General features: G+C 69.8%; 16 protein-coding genes. 7 read left to right on the top strand and 9 right to left on the bottom strand.

The genetic code is table 11. The features are described from left to right. Positions 1-37 precede the first annotated feature (37 nt). Positions 38-379: a hypothetical protein gene (locus H8B22_RS10795; protein ID WP_187711429.1), complete on the bottom strand. Its 342-nt coding sequence runs from the start codon at positions 377-379 to the stop codon at positions 38-40. 93 nt (positions 380-472) lie between these two features. After that, positions 473-1,051, bottom strand: a complete 579-nt coding sequence (locus H8B22_RS10790; RefSeq protein WP_225876184.1) for a YybH family protein — start codon at positions 1,049-1,051, stop codon at positions 473-475. A gap of 119 nt (positions 1,052-1,170) precedes the next feature. Between H8B22_RS10790 and H8B22_RS10785 the strand changes: the two genes are divergently transcribed. From H8B22_RS10785 to H8B22_RS10775, 3 genes are all read left to right on the top strand, one after another. Continuing rightward, the gene (locus H8B22_RS10785) at positions 1,171-2,400 is read left to right on the top strand and encodes an alkaline phosphatase family protein (RefSeq protein ID WP_187711428.1); all 1,230 of its coding nucleotides are present in this window, start codon (positions 1,171-1,173) and stop codon (positions 2,398-2,400) included. A 63-nt stretch (positions 2,401-2,463) separates the two neighbouring features. After that, a complete protein-coding gene (locus H8B22_RS10780) occupies positions 2,464-3,969 on the top strand; it encodes a DNA-3-methyladenine glycosylase 2 family protein (protein WP_187711427.1) in 1,506 nt (501 codons plus the stop codon). Next, positions 3,966-4,469 carry a methylated-DNA--[protein]-cysteine S-methyltransferase gene (locus tag H8B22_RS10775; protein WP_187711426.1) on the top strand — a complete coding sequence of 168 codons (504 nt, stop codon included), beginning with the start codon at positions 3,966-3,968 and terminating at the stop codon, positions 4,467-4,469. The genes H8B22_RS10780 and H8B22_RS10775 overlap by 4 nt, the downstream gene beginning before the upstream one ends. 1 nt (position 4,470) lies before the next feature. On the opposite strand, the gene H8B22_RS10770 is transcribed toward H8B22_RS10775, so the two are convergent. Further along, positions 4,471-5,817, bottom strand: a complete 1,347-nt coding sequence (locus tag H8B22_RS10770) for a formimidoylglutamate deiminase (RefSeq protein ID WP_187711425.1) — start codon at positions 5,815-5,817, stop codon at positions 4,471-4,473. A gap of 78 nt (positions 5,818-5,895) precedes the next feature. Between H8B22_RS10770 and hutI the strand changes: the two genes are divergently transcribed. Both hutI and H8B22_RS10760 read left to right on the top strand, forming a co-directional pair. Then, positions 5,896-7,128 carry an imidazolonepropionase gene (hutI, locus tag H8B22_RS10765; protein WP_187711424.1) on the top strand — a complete coding sequence of 411 codons (1,233 nt, stop codon included), beginning with the start codon at positions 5,896-5,898 and terminating at the stop codon, positions 7,126-7,128. A gap of 46 nt (positions 7,129-7,174) precedes the next feature. Further along, complete coding sequence (locus H8B22_RS10760; RefSeq protein ID WP_187711423.1) at positions 7,175-8,359, top strand: dipeptidase; 1,185 nt, start codon at positions 7,175-7,177, stop codon at positions 8,357-8,359. Between the two features lie 85 nt (positions 8,360-8,444). Here the strand turns inward: H8B22_RS10760 and H8B22_RS10755 are convergent, their stop codons facing one another. The 5 genes from H8B22_RS10755 to H8B22_RS10735 form a co-directional block, all read right to left on the bottom strand. Then, the gene (locus tag H8B22_RS10755) at positions 8,445-8,633 is read right to left on the bottom strand and encodes a 30S ribosomal protein THX (protein ID WP_187711422.1); all 189 of its coding nucleotides are present in this window, start codon (positions 8,631-8,633) and stop codon (positions 8,445-8,447) included. A 319-nt stretch (positions 8,634-8,952) separates the two neighbouring features. Then, the gene (locus H8B22_RS10750) at positions 8,953-9,411 is read right to left on the bottom strand and encodes a MerC domain-containing protein (protein WP_187711421.1); all 459 of its coding nucleotides are present in this window, start codon (positions 9,409-9,411) and stop codon (positions 8,953-8,955) included. Positions 9,412-9,447: 36 nt separating this feature from the next. After that, entirely contained in the window at positions 9,448-10,260 is an 813-nt protein-coding gene (locus H8B22_RS10745; RefSeq protein ID WP_187711420.1) for a metal ABC transporter permease, read from the bottom strand. Next, the gene (locus H8B22_RS10740) at positions 10,257-11,171 is read right to left on the bottom strand and encodes a metal ABC transporter substrate-binding protein (protein ID WP_187711419.1); all 915 of its coding nucleotides are present in this window, start codon (positions 11,169-11,171) and stop codon (positions 10,257-10,259) included. Before H8B22_RS10740 ends, H8B22_RS10745 begins: the two co-directional genes overlap by 4 nt. An 18-nt stretch (positions 11,172-11,189) precedes the next feature. Beyond that, complete coding sequence (locus H8B22_RS10735; RefSeq protein ID WP_187711418.1) at positions 11,190-12,572, bottom strand: hypothetical protein; 1,383 nt, start codon at positions 12,570-12,572, stop codon at positions 11,190-11,192. 142 nt (positions 12,573-12,714) lie between these two features. Between H8B22_RS10735 and H8B22_RS10730 the strand changes: the two genes are divergently transcribed. Both H8B22_RS10730 and H8B22_RS10725 read left to right on the top strand, forming a co-directional pair. After that, a complete protein-coding gene (locus H8B22_RS10730) occupies positions 12,715-13,167 on the top strand; it encodes a MarR family winged helix-turn-helix transcriptional regulator (RefSeq protein ID WP_187711417.1) in 453 nt (150 codons plus the stop codon). Next, the gene (locus H8B22_RS10725; protein WP_187711416.1) at positions 13,164-14,405 is read left to right on the top strand and encodes an MFS transporter; all 1,242 of its coding nucleotides are present in this window, start codon (positions 13,164-13,166) and stop codon (positions 14,403-14,405) included. The genes H8B22_RS10730 and H8B22_RS10725 overlap by 4 nt, the downstream gene beginning before the upstream one ends. A 39-nt stretch (positions 14,406-14,444) precedes the next feature. Here the strand turns inward: H8B22_RS10725 and H8B22_RS10720 are convergent, their stop codons facing one another. Then, on the bottom strand, positions 14,445-14,939 hold the full coding sequence (locus H8B22_RS10720; RefSeq protein ID WP_187711415.1) for a transcriptional repressor: 495 nt from the start codon (positions 14,937-14,939) through the stop codon (positions 14,445-14,447). Between the last annotated feature and the right edge of the window lie 3 nt (positions 14,940-14,942).

The raw sequence follows: 14,942 nt of genomic DNA, 5'->3' as shown, positions 1-14,942 counted from the left end.
CATGGCCGGGCGTTTCGTCTACCGATCCGAGCAGGCGTCAGTAAATGGATGCATCCAGGGTACGCAGCGCGTCGGCGGTATTGATGCGACCGGTGCGGTCGAGGTCTTCGCGGGTATAGACCCGGCCGATCTGGCCGTTGCTGCACATGCGGCTCTTGGCCGACCCGTTCTTGTCCGCGGATGCGCGATGGGTGATGCGGGTGCCGGTGTAGCGCAGGCAGTTGCGATCAACCTGATCCTGCTGCTTCGCCTCGTCCTGCGGCACCGACGCGGCACCGACTGCCGGCGCGGTCTGCGCCTGCGTGGCCTGCGGCTGCGCGGCCTGCGCGGCGCCGGCGACGACCAGGCTGCCCAGCAAGGTGATCATCCAGTTTTTCATGGTGGACTCCTTCATGGTGTGCGCTTTCGATTGACACCATACGCCTGCGAAACAGGCCGGGCATGTGCCCGATTTGTCCGGACGGACCGCCCGTCAGCTGCCGTTCGGATTGCCCGCCGAGCCCGCGGCGCCGCCGCAATCGGCCCGGCCGGCATCGAACGCGGCGACCTCTGCAGGCGTCGCCGGTCGCGGCTCCACGCCGTCGTCGAACAGCACGCGCCACACGCCATCGGCGTCCTTGTGCCACACCGAATGGAAAGCGCCGATATGGAAACGTTCCTTGGGCGCGCCGTTCGCAGGCTGCGGATCGAGCACTTCGAACAGGCTCGGCCCGCTCGACCAGGCGGTATCGGCGATGCCCGGCGCCATGGTCACGCGGGTCGGATACCAGCGCAGCACCGTGCGCTTGCCGTCGATGATCCCGGCCCAGCGCTGGGCGATGGCCTCGCGGCCGCGAATGGGCGCGGGCGTGCTGGCGCCGAACGCCGCGTGCTCGCCCAGGTGCGCGGCGAAGGCCACGGCATCGTGTTCGGCGACGGACCGGGCGAAGCTCAACTCGCGTTGCCACACCGCGCATTCCTCGGCGGTGAGTTGCGGCGGCGCGGCATCCGCGGCGAGGACCGCGTGGGGCAGCAGCAACAGGCAGGCGGCAGTGAGCGGGGCAAGGCGCATGTCGAAAATCCGGGAGCGTGGAACGGGAGGCTTTGCGGGATCCGCCGGCATCTTGCCAGCCGCCGCGTCGTCGCGGCCCTGCAATAGTTGTCGCATGGCTTCGCTGGCATGATCGGCGGATGCCGCTGAACCGCCTGCCGGGCCTTGCCGCCCTCCTTGCCCTCGTCCTCACCGCCTGCGTTTCGGCGCCCGCCGTCGCCCCGGCCGCGGCGCCCGTGCTGCTGGTATCGATCGACAGCTTCCGTCCGGATTATCTCGACCGCGGCCTCACCCCCAACCTCGCCGGCCTCGCCCACGACGGCGTGCGTGCGCAGTGGATGAATCCTTCGTATCCGTCGCTGACCTTCCCCAACCATTACACCCTGGTCACCGGACTGCGCCCCGACCACCACGGCATCGTGCACAACGTCATGCGCGACAGGGCGCTGGGCGATTTCACCGGGTCCGACGAAGGCGCGGTGCGCGAGGCGCGCTGGTGGGGCGGCGAACCACTGTGGGTGACCGCGGAAAAGGCCGGCCTGCGCACCGCCACGCTGTTCTGGCCGGGCAGCGAAGCGCCGATCCGGGGCACGTGGCCCAGCGACTGGCGCAAGTACGACGAAGACATGCCGCTGGCGCAGCGCGTCGACACGGTGCTGGACTGGCTGTCGCGTCCCGCGGCGCGGCAGCCGCGGCTGACGACCCTGTACATCAGTGCGCTCGACCAGGCCGGGCACGACTTCGGGCCCGATGCACCGCAGACCAACGCGACCCTGCGTGAGGTCGATGCGGCGATCGGTCGCCTGCTGCGCGGCCTGGACAAGCGCGGCCTGCGCGCGCGCGTGAACGTTGTCGTCGTATCCGACCACGGCATGGCGCCGGTGCCGGCGGCACAAGGGTTCGACATCGACACGCTGGTCGATTCGCGCGATGCCAGCTACGTGACCACCGGCGAAGTGCTGGGCTTCGTGCCCAAGCCGGGCCACGAAGCCGCGGCGGAACAGCAGCTGCTCGGTCGCCACGCGCATCACGAATGCTGGCGCAAGGGCGAATTGCCCGCACGCTGGCATTACGGCACGAATCCGCGCATTCCGCCGATCGTGTGCCAGGTGGATACCGGCTGGGCGGCCTTGAGCGCCACGCGCCTGGCCAAGCGCCCGCCGGGCAGCACGCGCGGCGCGCACGGTTTCGATCCGGCCGATCCGAGCATGCGGGCGCTGTTCATCGCGCAGGGACCGGCATTCCGCGACAGCGTGGAATTGGCCCCGTTCGACAATGTCGACGTCTATCCGCTGCTGGCGAAGCTGCTCGGCATCGCGCCGCAGGCCAACGACGGCGATCTCGCGCCACTGCTGCCGGCGCTGAAATAGCCCCGCCACCACGATGTCCGAATCCGGCGAGTCCGGGCCGCGGCGCGGTGCTAGCCTGCGCCCATGCCGAACCCCGCCACCGCCACGCCCCTGCCGGATGCCCGCACCTGCGAGCAGGCGCGACTGAGCCGCGACCCGCGCTTCGACGGCCTGTTCTTCACCGCGGTCCTGAGCACGAAGATCTATTGCCGCCCGGTGTGCCCGGCGCCGATGGCCAAGCGCGTCGTGTATTACGCCACCGCAGCGGCGGCCGAAGGCGCGGGTTATCGCCCCTGCCTGCGTTGTCGTCCTGAACTTTCGCCCGCGGACGGCGCCTGGCGGCGCGGCGATGCGGCGGTGGCGCGCGCGCTCAAGCTGATCGACCAGGGCGCGCTGGATGCCGCGCCGCTGGCGGAACTGGCTGCGCGCGTCGACATCGGCGAACGGCAATTGCGCCGCCTGTTCGTCGAACGCCTCGGCGTGCCACCGATCGGTGTGCACGGCACGCGCCGGCTGCTGTTCGCCAAGCAGTTGCTCACCGAGACCGCGCTGCCGATCACCGAAGTCGCCCTCGCGGCCGGCTTCGGCAGCCTGCGACGCTTCAATGCCGCCTTCCTCGAGGCCTACCGGATGGCGCCACGCGACCTGCGCAAGCAACGCGCCGAAGCGCCGGGCGAAACGCTGGCGCTGCGCCTGGGTTATCGCCCGCCGTACGACTTCGCCGCGATGCTGGACTTCCTGCGCGGACGCGCGCTGCCCGGTGTCGAGGTGGTCGATGCCGACAGTTATTCGCGCGTGATCGGTCCGCTCGATGCGCCGGGCTGGTTGCGCGTGTCGCAATGGCCGGCGACGAGCCGGCATACCGACGAACACGCGCTGAAGCTCGAACTGCACGGCGCGCGCCCGGCGCAGATGCTGGAAATCGTCAACCGCTTGCGCCGCATGTTCGACCTCGACGCCGATCCTCAGGCCATCGCCACGGCGCTGTCGGTGGATGCGCGCCTGCGCCCACTGCTGAAGCAACGGCCGGGACTGCGCGTGCCCAGCGGCTGGGACGGTTTCGAGATCGCGGTGCGCGCGATCATCGGCCAGCAGATCAGCGTCGCCGGTGCGCGCACGCTGGCGTCGCGGTTGTCGCAACGCTTCGGGCAACCGTTGCCGGCGGCGTTCGCGCCCGGACTCGAACACCTGTTCCCGACGCCCGCCGCGCTCGCCGATGCCGACCTCGCCGCCATCGGCCTGACCCGCGCGCGCGCCGAAACGGTGCGCACGGTGGCGCGAGCGTTGCTGGAGGGACGGGTGGATTTCCGCCCGGAGCGCACGCTCGACGACTTCACCGCACGCTGGGTCGCATTGCCCGGCATCGGGCCGTGGACGGCGCATTACATCGCCCTGCGCGCGCTGGGCCACCCCGATGCCTTCCCCGCCGATGACCTGGTGCTGCAGCGCGCGCTGCCCAACGATGGTTCGCGCATGACCGCGAAGGCACTCAACGCGCGCTCGGAAGCGTGGCGGCCGTGGCGCGCCTACTCGGTGATCCAGCTGTGGAAGGATTCGATGAACCTGCCCAAGCCGAAGGCGGCCGCATGAGCGTCATCTATCGCCGTATCGACAGCCCGGTCGGGCCCCTGCTGATCGCCGGCGCCGACGACGGCGTGCGGCTGATCGAATTCCACGCGCCACGCCATCCCGTGGCGCCCGGCGCGGACTGGCGCGAAGGCGACCACGCCGTGCTGCGCACGCTGCAGCAACAGCTGCAGGAGTACTTCGTCGGCAAGCGCCGTCGCTTCGAGCTGCCGCTGGCGCCGCAGGGCACCGATTTCCAGCGCCAGGTGTGGTGGGAACTGGCCGGGATTCCCTTCGGCGGCACGATCAGCTACACCGAACTCGCGCAACGCGTGGGTCGCCCGACCGCGACGCGCGCGGTGGGCGCGGCCAACGGCCGCAACCCGCTGCCGATCGTCCTGCCCTGCCACCGCGTGATCGGCGCCGACGGCAGCCTCACCGGTTTCGGTGGCGGCCTGCCGACCAAGCAGTTCCTGCTGCAGCTGGAAGGCGCGTTGCCGCGCGAAGTGGACCTGTTCGCCTGACTCAGGCCAGCAGGGTGCGCATCGCGTCGCGATAGCGCGCGGCGATCGCGTCGCGGTCGCGGTGCACGCCGTCGTGCACGACGCGCTGCCCGCCCACGTACACATCGCGCACCAGGTTGCGGTTGCCGCTGAAGATCCAGCGGTCGACCGCATCGTCCGCGCGCATGCCGGCGAACTGCGGCGCGTCGGTATCGAGCACCACGAAATCGGCGTGTTCGCCGGCCGCGAGCGTACCGATGGCATGGCCGCTCGAACGCGCCGCGCTCGCCAACGCATCGCGCAGCAGGGTTTCGCCGACGCTGCTGGAATCCTGGCGCACCGCGATGTTGCGGTGGCGGGTGACCAGGCGCTGGCCGTATTCGAGCCAGCGCAGTTCCTCGATCGGCGAGACCGAGATGTGCGAATCCGAACCCACGCCCCAGGCGCCGCCGGCGTCGAGGTAGTCGCGCAACGGGAACAGGCCGTCGCCGAGGTTGCCTTCGGTGGTGGTGCAGATCGCCACCGTCGCGCCGCTGCGGGCCACGCGCAGGGTTTCCGCGGCGGTGAGATGGGTGGCATGCACCAGCGTCCAGCGCGAATCGACGTCCGCGTTGTCGAGCAGCCATTCCACCGGACGCGCGTCGCGCAGGGCCAGGCAATCCTGCACTTCGCCCAGTTGTTCGGCGATGTGGATGTGGATACGGCTGTCCTGCAGCAAGGCGCCCAGCACCGCGCGCATCGCATCCGCGGGCACCGCGCGCAGGCTGTGCAGGGCGCAGCCCACGCGCAGCATCTCGCCTTCTTCCGCGCGCAAGGTATCGAGCAGGCGCAGGTAGGTCTCGACGTCGTGGCCGAAACGCTGCTGGCGTTCGCCCAATGCGCGACCGTCGAAACCGCCGGTCATGTACAGCACCGGCAGCAACGTCAGGCGGATGCCGGTGTCGTGCGCCGCGGCGACCAGCGCGCGCGACATCGCCGCGGCGTCGGCATAGGGACGACCGTCGGGCGCGTGGTGCAGGTAATGGAATTCGCACACGCTGGTGTAGCCGGCTTCCAGCATCTCGACGTAGAGCTGCGAAGCGACGGCGTGCAGCGAGTCGGGATCGAAGCGCGCGGCGAAGCGGTACATGGTCTCGCGCCAAGTCCAGAACGAATCGCTGGGATTGGTCTGGCGTTCGGCCATGCCGGCCATCGCGCGCTGGAACGCGTGCGAATGCAGGTTGGCGATGCCGGGCACCACCCAGCCATCGCTGGCGCTGGGCTCGGCAACGCGGCGGGTCGCGATGCGACCGCGGGCGTCGATATCGAATCCGGCGTCGGCCTGCCAACCGGCCGGGGTCCACAGCATGGCGGCGTCGAAGGTCTTCATGTCGCCATTCTCGCCGATCACGCCCGCGGCCGCCGTACCGGGGGACGTTTGCGGGCGCGCGCCCGTAGAATCCCGGGCATGAGCAATGTCCCCTTCGACGGCCCGATCTTCGACGGTCTGATCCTCGGCGCCCACCTCGCCACGCTGGATGGCGCCAACGGCTATGGCGAGATCGCCGACGCCGCGCTGGGCTGGCGCGACGGCGTGCTGACCTTCGTCGGCCCGCGCAGTCAGCTGCCGGGCGCCCCCGACGCGCTGGCACGCGAAGTGATCGAAGCCGATGGCTGGATCACGCCCGGCCTGGTCGACTGCCACACCCACCTGGTGTTCGCAGGCGAGCGCGCCCGCGAGTTCGAGATGCGCCTGCAGGGCGCCAGCTACGAAGCGATCGCCCGCGCCGGTGGCGGCATCGTGTCCACGGTGCGCGCCACGCGCGAGGCGGACGAAGCCGAGCTGCTGCGGCAATCGCTGCCGCGCGCGCGCGCCCTGCTCGCCGATGGCGCGACCACGCTCGAGATCAAATCCGGCTACGGCCTGGACTTCGCCAACGAACGCAAGATGCTGCGCGTCGCGCGGCAGGTCGGCGAGGCGCTCGGCATCACCGTGCGCACCACCTACCTCGGCGCGCACGCGCTGCCGCCCGAGTTCAAGGACCGCGCCGAAGACTACATCACCGCCGTGTGCGAGTGGCTGCCGCGCCTGCACGCCGAAGGCTTGGTCGATGCGGTCGATGCGTTCTGCGAAGGCATCGGTTTCAGTCCCGCGCAGACGCGCCGCGTCTTCGATGCGGCACGCGCGCTCGGCCTGCCAGTGAAGCTGCACGCGGACCAGCTCAGCGACCTCGGCGGCGCGGCGCTGGCGGCCGAATTCGACGGCCTGTCCGCCGACCACGTCGAATACACCTCGCTCGACAGCGTGCGCACGATGGCCGCACACGGCACGGTCGCGGTGCTGCTCCCGGGCGCCTTCCACGTGCTGCGCGAAACCAAGCTGCCGCCGCTGCAGGCCTTCCGCGACAACGGCGTGGCGATGGCGGTGGCCACCGACTGCAACCCCGGCACCTCGCCGCTGTTGTCGCTGCGCCAGGCGATGCAGCTGGCCTGCACGCATTTCCGCCTCACCCCGGAAGAAGCGCTGCGCGGCGCGACGCAACATGCGTCCCGCGCCCTCGGCCTGCACGACCGCGGCGTGCTGCGCGTGGGCATGCGCGCCGACTTCGTGCACTGGAACGTCGGCCATCCGGCCGAGCTGTGCTACTGGCTCGGCGGGCAACTGGCGCACGGCATCTACGCCGGAGGCCGCAGGCTCTGAGCCGGCGGCCGGCGGCACGCCCACGATGATGGTTCAAGGAGAACGCATGAGACTGCCCGCCGCCGCACTGCTGGTTGCCCTGTCGCTAGCCCTCGCCACCGCGCACGCGCAGGCACCCGACGCCGCGCGCAGGCTCGCGCGCGACGCCACCATCGTCGACACCCACATCGATGCACCCTCGGAACTGGTTTCCCAGTGGCACGACCTCGGCATCGCCACGCCGACGCGCGAATTCGATTACCCGAAGGCGCGCGACGGCGGGCTGGATGTCGCCTTCATGTCGATCTACACCTCCGCCGACCAGGACGAGGCCGGCACGGCATCGCAGGCCGCACAGGTGCAGATCGACGCCGTCGAGGCGCTGGTGCAACGCCACCCCGACAAGTTCGCGCTGCTGCGGTCGCCGCGGGACTTCAAGCGACTGCAACGCGGCGGCAAGGTGCTGCTCGCGCTGGGAATGGAGAACGGCGCGCCCATCGGCAACGACCTGGCGCAGCTCGCGGTCTTCCACGCGCGCGGCGTGCGTTACATCACCCTCGCCCACGGCCGCAACAACCGCATCAGCGATTCGGCCACCGACACCGCGCCGCGCTGGCACGGACTGAGCCCGTTCGGCCGCGACGTGGTGGCGGAAATGAACCGCCTCGGGATCATGGTCGACGTCTCGCACCTGTCCGAAGACGCGATCCAGCAGGCGGTCGAGCTGAGCCGCGTGCCGGTGATCGCCAGCCACTCCGCGTTGCGGCATTTCACCCCCGGCTTCCAGCGCAACCTCAGCGACGCGAGCGTCAAGGCGATCGCGGCGAAGGGCGGCGTGGTGCAGGTGCCGTTCGGCAGCATCTTCATCGATGCGCAGGCGGCCGAAACCTATTCGGCGTTCCTGCGCGAGCGCGAGGCCTACCGCCTGGCGAAGCTCGCGGCGCAGGCCGCCGGCAAGCCCGTGGCCGGCAGCGAACCGCAATTCCCGCCGTTGCAGCCGACCTCGATCGCGGCGGTGCTCGACAACATCGATCGTGTGGTGCAGCTGGCCGGTATCGACCACGTCGGCATCGGCTCGGACTTCGACGGCGTCAACGGCGCGCTCGCCGCGGAGCTGCGCACGGTCGCCGATTACCCGGCGCTCGTCGCCGGACTGCAGCAGCGCGGCTACGGCGAGGGCGACATCCGCAAGATCCTCGGTGGCAACCTGCTGCGGGTGTGGGGCGAGGTCGAGCGCGCGGCGGCGCGGTGAATCGGAAAAACACGCGCGGGCACCAGATCGCGCGCAATAAAAAAGCCCCGCGATGCGGGGCTTTTTCTGTTCCGTGAAGCTCGCCTCAGGCGGCGGTCTTCTTGGCCACGGCCTTCTTCGCCGGAGCCTTGGAAACGGTCTTGGCCGCGGCCTTCTTCGCAACCGGCGCGGCAGCGGTGCCGGCAGCCTTGGTCACGGCCTTGGCGCTACGGGCATTGCCGTAGCTGGAGTTGTAACGCTTGCCCTTGGCAGTCTTGCGGTCGCCCTTACCCATGTTCGTACTCCTGAAGCTGTCAAAAATCCGCACCGGGTGCGGGGATGTCGAGAAATCGCGACGCGCGCGAGGCCGCGAAGTCTAGCACGCCCCCTCGACCCGAGCCCCACCCTCAGACGCCCTGGGAACTCGCTGGAGGAAAGCCCCCTTGGTAAGGGGGCGCGGCGAAGCCGCGGGGATCGGGAGCACATAGCCGGGCCCGAGGTTTGCGCAGCAAACCTTGGGTTCTTCATGCACAGCATGAAGAAGCACCCCCTTAGCAAGGGGGCGCCCCGAAGGGGCGGGGATTGGAAGCGAACAGCGGGGCCCAAAGATTTTGCTAAGCAAAATCTTTGGGATCGGCCGATGCGCAGCATCGGTCGGTGCCGTCGTGGATATGCCCGTGGTTGAGCCGCAGGTTGGCCAGGTGCGCCAGGCCCACCAGGGTGCCGCCGAAGGTCATCGCGATGGCGTGCGGCACCAGGGCGTGGTGCAGTGGGTCGTACAGCGTCCCGGTCCAGAGCACGGCCAGGCCCGGCAACAGCAGGCCCAGTGCCCGCACCGCGCCGTGCCGGCGGTAGCCCCAGATCACGCTGAACAGGCCCAGCAGGGTGGCGAACAGGACGAAGCCGCGTTCGAAGTTGTCCCCCAGCCAGGCCGCCACGCCCAGCGACGGCAGCACCGCGATCACCAGCGGCAGCAACGCGCAGTGGAGCGCGCACAGCAGCGAGCCGATCGCACCCAGCCGGTCGAGGTGGAACCGGGTCGCACGGCGGGGTTGGCGGGGAAAATCGCTCATCTCGTTACATTGTAACAGTTGCATCCGATTCCCCCGTCACGACGCAGCGTCGAAAACGGCCTGCTCCGTTTCATGGGCAGGGTGCGAACGGCGTACGGCGGGGATGGCCTGGGCAAGCAGCGCGCAGCCGGCCAGGGTCCACACGATCATGGCGCCGCTGGGCAGGTCGAGGACGGCCGACAGGCCCAGGCCGAGGATGTAACCGGCCGCGCCGATGGCATAGGCCGCCGCAAGGCGCCCGCGCCCGCGCATGCCGGCGGTCGCCAGGGCCGGCACGATCAGGCTGGCGAAGACCAGGTACACGCCCACCAGCTGCACCGAGGCGGTGATCGCCAGGGCGAACAGCGCGTAGAACAGCAACCCGGCGAGCTTGCCGCCACGCAGCCACATGAAGACCAGCAGCGCGGCCGACAGCACCGCCGCCGGAATCAGCTGCGCATAGCTGACCCAGAGGATCTGTCCCACCAGCAGGTCCTTCAGGTGCTCGCCGCCCTGCGGATTGTCGGCCAGCAGCAACAGGCCACCGGTGGCCGCCAGCGCGAACAGGGTGCCGATCAGCGGCTCCTGGTATTCCGGCCAGCGCCGGTCCGTCCACGACAACAGACCGGCACCGGCCAGTGCTGCCGCCGCGGCGGCAACCTGCACGCCCAGGCCATGCTCGTCGATCCCCAGGTACTGGGCGAGGATCACGCCGAGCCCGGCGATCTGCGCGATCGCCAGGTCGATGAAGATGATGCCGCGCGAGAGCACCTGCTTGCCCAGCGGCACGTGGGTGGACAGCACCACGAGCCCGGCGACGCACGCCGGACCGAGGATGCTGAGGTCGAGGCCTTCCCAGTTGAGCGTCACTTGGCGGCTCCTGCGCGGGATGCATCCAGCAACTTGTTGATGGTGGAATCGAACAGGCCGAACAGGTCCTTCGACTGCGCGTCGCCGCCGACGGAGAACGGCAGCGCCACCGCCGGCACGCCGGTGCGGCCCGACAACCAGTCCGACGGCTTGCCGTCCTGGTAGGCCGCACGCACGATCGCCAGCGTGTGGCCGTTCTTGGTGGTGGCGATCAGGCCCGCCAGGTGCGCGCTGGTCGGCGGCACGCCGGGCTTGGGTTCGAGCGCGCCGATCTGGTTGATGCCCAGCCAGTCCCACAGATAGACCCAGCTGATGTGGTGGACGACGACATTGCGGCCCTTGAGCGGTGCCGCCTGCGCCTTCCACTTCGACATCGCCGCCAGCCAGCGCTTGCTGAAACTGTCCAGGCGCTGCTGGTAGGTCGCGGCGTTGGCCGGATCGAGCTGGACCAGCCGCGCATCGAGCGCCTTGGCGATGACGAGCACGCGGCGCGGATCCATCTGCACGTGCGGATTGCCGTCCGGGTGCACGTCGCCATAGGCGCGGTCGAGCGCGGTGGGCTTCTCCAGCGTCTTCACCTGCGCGGCGGCCATGAAATTGCCGGGGCCCGAGGCGACTTTCGAATTGCCCGACTGGCGGATCAGCTGCGGCAACCAGCCCACTTCGAGTTCGGCGCCGGTGCACACCAGCAGGTCGGCGCCGCGCACCTTGGCGATCAGGCTCGGCTTGGCTTCGATCTGGTGCACGTCCTGCAGGGCGGAGGTGCCGACGTCGACGTCGACCTTGTCGCCGGCCAGTTCCTGCACCAGCGAACCCCACTCGGGTTCACAGGCGAAGACCCGGAGCTTGGCCTGCGCCGGCGTGGAAGCCAGCGCGGCCAGCAGCAATGCGGGGATGGCAAGAGCTTTCATCGATGCGTTCCCTTGAAGTTAGAACTTGTGCGCGCCGTGCGCGCCGAGGCTGGTCTGGTACTGCAGGGTGACGGCGGTGTCGTTGTCGTCCGCGTTGGGCTTGTCGTGGCTCAGCTGCAGGCGGAACAGGCTGAATTCGCTGTTGCGCCAGGTGAGTTCGGCGCTGTGCCGGGACGGGTCGAAATCGCTGGCGTAGGGCCCGCTGTCGTCCGCCCACAGCTTGTCGTAGCGGTAGCCGACGTCCCACAGGCGGTTGAGGCGGTACACCGCTTCGACGTAACCGCCACGGCGGGCGCTATCCCACGCCGAGGTGAGCGTGTCGTCTTCCGGGTCGATGAAGAGGCCGTTGTGGTCGTCGCGGAAATACTCGGTGCGCAGGGTGATGCCGCCGTCCTTGAAGTTGCCCTGCGGGGCCCACTTCCAGGTCGCATCGGCGACGTAGACCTTGGCGTCGCCGTTGAAGCCATCCTCGCCGCCTTCGGTCCTGGTCTTGAGCATGGACACGCCGGCGAGCCATTCGTTCTCGACCCCCAGGTCGCCGCCGACATGCGCGAACAGCGTGCGCGTGCCGAGGCCACCGTCCTGTGCGCCGCCGCTGGGATAGTTCTGGCCGCGCAGCACCTCGCCACCGACTTCGAACAGCAGGCTGGTCGGCGCGACCCAGCGCAACTGCACGCCGTCGTCGCCGTACTGGCCGCCGAGGAAGGCCTGGTAGGCCAGTGGCCGGTCGAAGAAGCTGTCGGTGTGCGCGTGGTGGCTGTTGAGGTAGCCGATGTTGGAGAAGAAGCGGCCCAGGCGCAGGTTGAAGCCGGCCGGCAACGCGGTGGTGTCGATGTAGGCCTCTTCGACGCCGAGATGGTCTTCGCCGTCCTCGCTTTCCATCGCCACGGTCAGCTGGCCGTAGAACTTGTCGTCGATGTTCGCGGCGAAGGACACCTCGCTCTCGCCGAGCGAGAAGCCGTTCGCGCTGGGACCGCCCTCGCCCACCAGCGGAAAGCCGGCGCGCATGTAGTTGTCGGGATCGAGCGAGTGATGCGAGTAGCTGCCGTTGAGGATGATGCTGATCGCCGGGTTGAAGGCGTTGCCGTTGGCGCCGCTGGCGCTGGTCGTGCCGGCGGATGCGGCGACGGCCGCGGTCGCATCGGTGGTTGCGGTCGACGTCGCTTCGGGCGCCTGTTCGGGCGTCGCCGCGAGCGCATCGATTTCGGCCTGCTCGCTGCTGGCCGGCGGGGTCGTCGGCGTCGCCGCGGAAGACGGGGACTTCATCGCCTGCAGTTCGGCCTGCAGGGCCTTGACCTGCGCCTCCAGCGCCTCGATGCGGCGATCGGTGGCCGGATCGGCGAACGCCGGCGGCGCGGCGAGCGCGCTGAGCACGCACAGGGCAAGCAGGGATTTCCGCATGGGATCGAGGGCTCTGTAGGAAGGGTGAACGCGACGCGATGTAATAACATAACACTCATGGCGCGCGGTCAATAGGCGACTCGTCATGCCCGGCGCGGCTGTTCAGCTCGCCCGACCGGGTAAATAGGTGTATATGCACCTTATGTCCACGCACCCGCCTGCCCCGCCACCCGGGCTCTGCACCTGCTTCCGCCTGCGCAAGCTGTCGCGCCTGGTGACCCAGCGCTACGACCGCGAACTCGCCCCGGCCGGCCTCAACGTCAACCAGTACTCGATCCTGCGTCGCGCCTCGCGCGGGCCGCGCCCGATCGGCGCGCTGGCGCGGGAGCTCGGCATGGACCGCACCACGTTGAGCCGCGACCTCAAGCCGCTCGCCGCGGCGGGGTGGATCGAATTCGTGGCCGTTGCCAGCGACGGACGCCAGCGTTGCATCAGCGTCACCGCTGCCGGCCACGCCGCGCTCGATACTGCGGCGCCGCTGTGGCGCCAGGCGCAGGACGCCGTCGAGGCGCTGCTGGGATCCGCCGGCGTCGGCGCCCTGCACCACCACCTCGACCACGCCATGCAGCAACTCGAAGACAGGCCCTCCGCATGAGCACGACCCGCACGACCGCAGCGCCGCCTTCCACGCACTACTGGCCGCTGGTGCTCGCCGCCACCGCGATGCTGATGGTGACCATGGGCATCCGCCAGTCGATGGGGCTGTTCGTCAGCCCGATCGGCAAGGCCACCGGGCTGGGCATCGCGCAGATCAGCTTCGCGCTGGCGATCGGGCAGTTCGTGTGGGGTGCGGTGCAGCCGGTGTTCGGCGCGGTGGCCGACCAGAAGGGCCCGGGCCGCGTGCTCGTGCTCGGCGGGCTGCTGCTGGTGGCGGGTACCGCGCTGGTGCCGTTCTTCGATTCGGAATGGGGCCTGATGCTGACGCTCGGCGTGCTCACCGCTGCCGGCGCCGGTGCCGGCAGCTTCTCGGTCCTGATCGGCGCGACCGCGCAGCAGGTGCCGGCGGCGAAGCGCTCGATGACCGGCGGCGTGATCAATGCGGGCGGCTCGCTCGGGCAGTTCCTGTTCGCGCCGTTCACGCAGGCCGTGATCAGCGCGTTCGGCTGGGCGGCGGCGATGTGGGCGCTGGCGATCGCTGCGTTGTCGACGCTGCCGCTGGCCTGGCCGTTGCGCCGTCGCGCCGCCGCTACCCATGCGACGACCGCCGCCGCGGCGCCCGCGGGGATGACCCTGCGCGAGCAGCTGCGCATCGCCCTGCGCGATCGCAGCTACTGGATGCTGCACCTCGGCTTCTTCACCTGCGGCGTGCACATCGCCTTCCTCGTCACCCACCTGCCGACGGAAATCGCGCTGTGCGGGCTCTCGCCGCGCGTGTCCGCGATCAGCCTCGCGCTGATCGGGCTGTTCAACATCGGCGGCAGCCTCGGCATCGGCTGGCTCGGCCAGCGCTATCGCATGAAGTACCTGCTCGCGCTGATGTACGCGAGCCGCGCCGTGCTGATCGCGGTGTACATGGTTTCGCCGCCGACGCCGCTGACGTTCTTCCTGTTCGCGGCCGGCCTGGGCGTGACCTGGCTCGCCACCGTGCCGCCGACGGCCGGGCTGGTCGGCAAGCTGTTCGGCCCGCGCTACCTGGGCACGCTGTTCGGGCTGACGCTGCTGTCGCACCAGATCGGCGGCTTCCTCGGCGCGTGGGTCGGCGGCCTCGTGGTCGAGCGCTTCGGCGGCTACACCTGGATGTGGTACGCCGACCTGGTGCTGGCGCTGCTGGCCGCCGTGGCGAACCTGCCGATCCGCGAAGCGCGGACGGCGGTGCAACCGGCGACGGCATGAAACCCGGCTACAACGCTAAGGCACTCACTGCGGCTTAATTCAATCCGCGGGAGCGTTCCGCGCGCAGTCCGCGCACAGCCCATGCACTTCCAGCGTCTGCGCCTGCGGCACGAAACCCAGTGCGCGTGCACGGGCATCAAGGGAATCGACGATCGCCGCGTCTTCCAGTTCCGTCGCCGACTGGCAACCATCGCAGATCAGGAACGGCACCGCGTGCTGCGCCGCTCCGGGATGGTGGCAACCGACGTACGCATTGATCGACGCCAGCTTGTGGATGAAACCGTGCTCGAGCAGGAAGTCGAGCGCGCGATAGACCGTCGGCGGTGCCGCGGCGTCGTGCGTGGCCTTCATCTGGTCGAGCAGGTCGTAGGCCTTGATCGGCCGGCCGGCATCGGCGATCAGCCGCAGCGCGTTGGCGCGGATCGGGGTCAGGCGCAGGCCCCGCGCCTCGCACGCGCGCTCGACCTCGCGCACGAAGGCATCGCCGTCGTGGACGTGGTGTTGCGGGTCGGTGCAGGCGTGGCTGTGGCCCATGAC

Origin of the sequence: Lysobacter terrestris (assembly GCF_014489475.1) — a bacterium.
Classification (GTDB): Bacteria; Pseudomonadota; Gammaproteobacteria; order Xanthomonadales; family Xanthomonadaceae; genus Agrilutibacter; species Agrilutibacter terrestris.
The sequence above is the reverse complement of the archived record's forward strand: the minus strand, read 5'-3'. Positions and strand labels throughout refer to the sequence as shown.

Excerpts from the sequence above, each read along its gene's own strand:
- hutI (WP_187711424.1), top strand. The coding sequence starts at position 5,896 with ATGAGCAATGTCCCCTTCGACGGCCCGATCTTCGACGGTCTGATCCTC.
- H8B22_RS10760 (WP_187711423.1), top strand. The coding sequence starts at position 7,175 with ATGAGACTGCCCGCCGCCGCACTGCTGGTTGCCCTGTCGCTAGCCCTC.
- H8B22_RS10785 (WP_187711428.1), top strand. The coding sequence starts at position 1,171 with ATGCCGCTGAACCGCCTGCCGGGCCTTGCCGCCCTCCTTGCCCTCGTC.
- H8B22_RS10795 (WP_187711429.1), bottom strand. The coding sequence starts at position 379 with ATGAAAAACTGGATGATCACCTTGCTGGGCAGCCTGGTCGTCGCCGGC.
- H8B22_RS10725 (WP_187711416.1), top strand. The coding sequence starts at position 13,164 with ATGAGCACGACCCGCACGACCGCAGCGCCGCCTTCCACGCACTACTGG.
- H8B22_RS10750 (WP_187711421.1), bottom strand. The coding sequence starts at position 9,411 with ATGAGCGATTTTCCCCGCCAACCCCGCCGTGCGACCCGGTTCCACCTC.
- H8B22_RS10720 (WP_187711415.1), bottom strand. The coding sequence starts at position 14,939 with ATGGGCCACAGCCACGCCTGCACCGACCCGCAACACCACGTCCACGAC.
- H8B22_RS10775 (WP_187711426.1), top strand. The coding sequence starts at position 3,966 with ATGAGCGTCATCTATCGCCGTATCGACAGCCCGGTCGGGCCCCTGCTG.
- H8B22_RS10755 (WP_187711422.1), bottom strand. The coding sequence starts at position 8,633 with ATGGGTAAGGGCGACCGCAAGACTGCCAAGGGCAAGCGTTACAACTCC.
- H8B22_RS10730 (WP_187711417.1), top strand. The coding sequence starts at position 12,715 with ATGTCCACGCACCCGCCTGCCCCGCCACCCGGGCTCTGCACCTGCTTC.
- H8B22_RS10780 (WP_187711427.1), top strand. The coding sequence starts at position 2,464 with ATGCCGAACCCCGCCACCGCCACGCCCCTGCCGGATGCCCGCACCTGC.
- H8B22_RS10770 (WP_187711425.1), bottom strand. The coding sequence starts at position 5,817 with ATGAAGACCTTCGACGCCGCCATGCTGTGGACCCCGGCCGGTTGGCAG.
- H8B22_RS10790 (WP_225876184.1), bottom strand. The coding sequence starts at position 1,051 with ATGCGCCTTGCCCCGCTCACTGCCGCCTGCCTGTTGCTGCTGCCCCAC.
- H8B22_RS10740 (WP_187711419.1), bottom strand. The coding sequence starts at position 11,171 with ATGAAAGCTCTTGCCATCCCCGCATTGCTGCTGGCCGCGCTGGCTTCC.
- H8B22_RS10735 (WP_187711418.1), bottom strand. The coding sequence starts at position 12,572 with ATGCGGAAATCCCTGCTTGCCCTGTGCGTGCTCAGCGCGCTCGCCGCG.